Genomic DNA, 4,045 nt, shown 5'->3' with positions numbered 1-4,045 from the left:
CACGGTGGCGAACCGGCCGGCCAGGGCGTACTCGGTGCGGGTGACGATCTGCTCGGTGGAACAGGGCGTTCTGCCCGCCGAGGACCAGGAAGTCCGGTGCGACGGCCTCGACCACCGCCCCGAGCTTGGGTGCGGTCGGCGGCGCCTCGACCTTGACCGAGGTGACCCCGTCCAGCTTGGACAGCTCGGCGATCAGCGGGACCGGCATGGTGACCCCGGTGGATCCCGGGGCGTCCTGCACCATCACCGGGAGGCCGCCGTCGCGGGCGACGGTGCCGTAGAAGTCGACGATCTGCGCCGGGCCGGGCTTGACCATGTGGGGCGGCACGACCATGACCGCGCTGGCGCCGTGGTCGGCCGCGCGTCGCGCCTGCTCGACCGCGTCGGCGGTGCCGGTGGCCGCGACACCGGCGACGACCGGCAGGTCGGGGCCGACGGCGGCGGCCACCACGTCGAGGATCGCGGCCCGCTCGGCGGCGGTGAGCGCGAACCCCTCGCTGGCGAAGCCGAACACCGCGACGCCGTCGACGCCGGAGGCGACCTGGAAGCCGGCCAGCCGGCGCAGCGAGTCGAGGTCGAGCGCGCCACCGGCGGTGAACGGGGTGGCGAGCACCGGGATCAGGCCGCGTACGTCGGACGATCGGGTCACAGGTCCTCCAGGAGGGAGAGGTCGACGTCCACGCCGAGGCCGGGGGAGTCGGGTACGGGGAAGCAGACCGGGCCTCCGGTCAGCGGGACGGTGAGGATGCGGCTGGCGACCCTCATGGTCCCGGGTTGGAACTCGAACGCCGGCATCGCCTCGACGGCGGCGGCGACGTGCAGGCCGGCGGCGACCGCGACGCCGAGGCCGACCGAGTGGTGCGGAGCCACCGGGACGTGGTGTGCCGCGGCGACCTCCGCGATCGCCATGGCTTCGGTGATCCCGGTGCGGGCGACGTCGGGTTGGCACAGGTCGACCGCGCGGGCGGCCAGCCAGGCCCGGAACTCGTACCGGTTGCGCAGGGCCTCGCCGACGGCGACCGGAGTGGCAATCGCCGCGGCCAGCTCCCGGTGGCCCTCGACGTCCTCGGGGACCAGGGGCGCCTCCAGGAACCAGGCCCGCCGCTCGTCCAGCGCCCGGCCGAGCCGGAGGGCGTCCGCGGTGTCGTACGCCCAGTGCGCGTCGACCGCGACGCGCAGATCGGGGTGGGCGGCGGCGACCGCGTCGTAGGTGGCGAGGTCGGCGTCGACGCCGTTGCCGAGGTGCAGCTTGATCGCGCGGACGCCCTGGCGTACCCAGTCGGCGGCGAGCGCGGCGCGTTCGGCGTCGGTCGATCGGGGCAGCCCGGAGACGTAGGTGGGCACCTGGGTGCGGTACGCGCCGCCGAGCAGGGCGTGCACCGGCATCCCGTACGCCTTGCCGGCGAGGTCCCACAGCGCGGTGTCGACGGCGGCCAGTGCGTCGGCCTGGTGGCCGACCAGGTGGCCGCGTTCCCGCATGAGCCCGGTCAGGCGCGACCACAGCGGGCGCACCCGCCGGGGGTCCTGCCCGCGCAGCGCGGGGGCGAGCAGCCGGTCGACGATCGCCTGCGGCACCTCCGGGGCCACGGGGGCGAGCGCCTCGCCCCAGCCGTACGTGCCGTCGTCGGCGGTCAGCTTGACCAGCAGCGTCTCGAAGCGGTCGGAGTAGAGGCTGCGCCAGGGCGGTCGAAGGTAGTAGTCGTCGCCGTGGGCGCCGTCCGGCCGGGCACCGAGGTACGCCTCCGGCGGACGCAGCTTCACCACGTGCGTCTCGACGTGTTCAATCCTCACCACGAACCCCCGGCATACGGTTGACCACATGCAACATGCGGGATATCTTGCCGTATCGCGCAAGCAACTTCCAGAGAGGGTTCCCATGGCAGCGGAAGCGGGCAGCAACCAGAGCGTCGAGCGGGCACTGGGCGTGCTGCGGGCACTGACCGCCGGCCGATCCGAGTTGCGGGTGTCCGACGTGGCCAAGGCAACGGGGCTGGGCCTTTCCACCGCGTCCCGGCTGCTCGCCACGCTGGAGGCCGCCGGCTTCGTCGACCGGGATCCGGTCAGCGGGCTCTACCGGCTCGGGCTGGACATGGTCTCGCTCGGCGGCACGGTGCTGAACAACCATCCGGTGCACCGGGAGGCACGCCAGACCGCGCAGAACCTCGCCGCCGAACTGGGCCTGGGCGCCAACGTGGCGGTACGGCGCGGCGACCGACTGTTCTACCTGCTCAACTTCGAAGGGCGGCAGGCGCCGCGGGCCTTCGTCCTCGCCGGGCAGTACAACCCCCTGCACGCCACCGGCCTCGGCAAGGCGCTGCTGTCCGGGCTGAGTGGCGAGGAGCGGCGCACCCTGCTGCCCGGCACGACCCTGCACGCCTACACCCACCGCACGATCACCACCCACGATCAGCTCGACGAGGAGATCGCCCGTACCCTCGCCCGCGGCTACGCCACCGAGATCGAGGAACTGGCCCTCGGCCGGGCCTGTGTCGCCGCTCCGATCCGCGACGCCTCCGGCGTGGTCGTCGCCGGGCTGTCGGTGTCCGGCCCGCTGTCCGCGATCGACCTGCCGGCCCGCGAGGGCGACCTCGCCCGCGCGGTGATCGAGGCCGCCGACTCGGTCAGCATCGGCCTCGGCTACGTCGGCCCGGCCCACGTCGCCGCGCAGCAGATCGCCATGCCAGAGGTGGTGTCGTGACGGCCCGCCCGGCGCGGGCACCCGGACCGGGGCGCGGACTGTCCGACCGGTCCTTCGGTTTCCTGCTCACCCTGCCGGCGCTGGTGCTGTTCGGCGCGATCGTGCTCTACCCGCTGATCGGGTCGCTGTCCACCAGCCTGTTCCGGCAGAGCCTGGTGCTGCCCGGGCGCAGCTTCGCCGGACTGGACAACTTCCGGGCGGTGCTCGCCGACCAGTTCTGGCCGGTGCTCCAGCACACCCTCGTGTTCACCGTCGCCTGCACCCTCATCCCGTTCGTGATCGGCTTCGCCCTCGCCCTCGCGCTGCACACCCGACTGCCCGGACGAGGCGTGCTGCGCGGCCTCTTCCTCTTCCCCTGGGTCATCCCCGGGGTGGTGGTCTCCTTCGTCTGGATGTGGATCTTCAACGCCAACTACGGGGTGCTCAACGGACTGCTGGTACGCCTCGGCCTGGTCGACGAGCCGATCAGCTGGCTCGGGCAGCCCGGGACGGCGATGGTGGCGGTGATCGTGGCCAAGTCCTGGGCCAGCTTTCCCTGGATGATGCTGATGCTGCTGGCCGGGCTGCAGACCGTGCCCGACACGCTGCACGAGGCCGCCGCGCTCGACGGGGCGGGCACCGTGCGCCGCTTCTGGCACGTCACGCTGCCGCATCTGCGCGGCATCATCGGCGTGGTGCTGCTGCTGGAGACGATCTGGAACTTCCAGCACTTCGACACGATCTACGTGCTCACCGGCGGCGGGCCGGCCGGAGCCACCACCACCTTCGCCGTGTCCGTCTACGACACCGCGTTCAAGGGCTTCGACCTCGGCCGGGCCGGCGCCCTCGGTGCCCTGTGGATGGTGCTGCTGTCCATCCTCGTCGTGATCTACGTGTGGGCCTCGGAACGGGGGGAGCGGTCATGACGCTCGTCGAACCCGCCACCGTCGCGGCTCCGGCCGACCACCGGTCGGCCCGACCGGCACCCCGTCGGCGGCGTACGCGACCGGTCGGCGCCGCCGCCACCGTGGCGGCGATCGGGGTGTTCGCCTTCGGCCCGGTCTACTGGCTGCTGGTCACCGCGCTCACGCCGAACGCCGACGCGTTCGCGTTCCCACCCCGACTGTGGCCGGAAACGGTCACCCTCGAGCACTTCACCAACCTGGCCGACAACCCGGCGCTGGCCCGCTACCTCGGCAACAGCCTCATCGTGTCGCTGCTCACCGCGCTGCTCACCGTGATCGTCTCCGCCTACACCGCGTACTCCTTCGCGAAGTTCCGCTACCGCGGCCGGCGCTCGCTGATGTACCTGGTGCTGGCCTCCCAGATGTTCCCGCAGGCCCTGCTGCTGATCACGCTCTACCTGGT

At 72.7% G+C, this 4,045-nt stretch carries 4 protein-coding genes and 1 pseudogene; 3 read left to right on the top strand and 2 right to left on the bottom strand.

The window, feature by feature from the left end; translation table 11 throughout:
- On the bottom strand, positions 1-649 hold a 649-nt coding region (locus ONA70_RS35060), incomplete at its 3' end, for a dihydrodipicolinate synthase family protein (protein ID WP_265010778.1).
- Entirely contained in the window at positions 646-1,791 is a 1,146-nt protein-coding gene (locus tag ONA70_RS35055) for a mandelate racemase/muconate lactonizing enzyme family protein (RefSeq protein ID WP_265010777.1), read from the bottom strand. The genes ONA70_RS35055 and ONA70_RS35060, both read right to left, overlap by 4 nt.
- 85 nt (positions 1,792-1,876) lie before the next feature.
- On the opposite strand from ONA70_RS35055, the gene ONA70_RS35050 reads away from it, so the two are divergent.
- The 3 genes and pseudogenes from ONA70_RS35050 to ONA70_RS35040 form a co-directional block, all read left to right on the top strand.
- Entirely contained in the window at positions 1,877-2,698 is an 822-nt protein-coding gene (locus ONA70_RS35050) for an IclR family transcriptional regulator (RefSeq protein ID WP_265010776.1), read from the top strand.
- A complete protein-coding gene (locus tag ONA70_RS35045; protein ID WP_265010775.1) occupies positions 2,695-3,603 on the top strand; it encodes a carbohydrate ABC transporter permease in 909 nt (302 codons plus the stop codon). The genes ONA70_RS35050 and ONA70_RS35045 overlap by 4 nt, the downstream gene beginning before the upstream one ends.
- A pseudogene (locus tag ONA70_RS35040) lies at positions 3,600-4,045 on the top strand (hypothetical protein); the annotation flags it as partial. The gene ONA70_RS35045 and the pseudogene ONA70_RS35040, both read left to right, overlap by 4 nt.

Origin of the sequence: Micromonospora yasonensis, assembly GCF_026013475.1 — a bacterium.
In the GTDB taxonomy this organism is placed as follows: Bacteria; Actinomycetota; Actinomycetes; order Mycobacteriales; family Micromonosporaceae; genus Micromonospora; species Micromonospora yasonensis.
Note: the sequence above shows the minus strand (reverse complement) of the source record. Positions and strands in the feature narration are given on the sequence as shown.

Excerpts from the sequence above, each read along its gene's own strand:
- ONA70_RS35050 (WP_265010776.1), top strand. The coding sequence starts at position 1,877 with ATGGCAGCGGAAGCGGGCAGCAACCAGAGCGTCGAGCGGGCACTGGGC.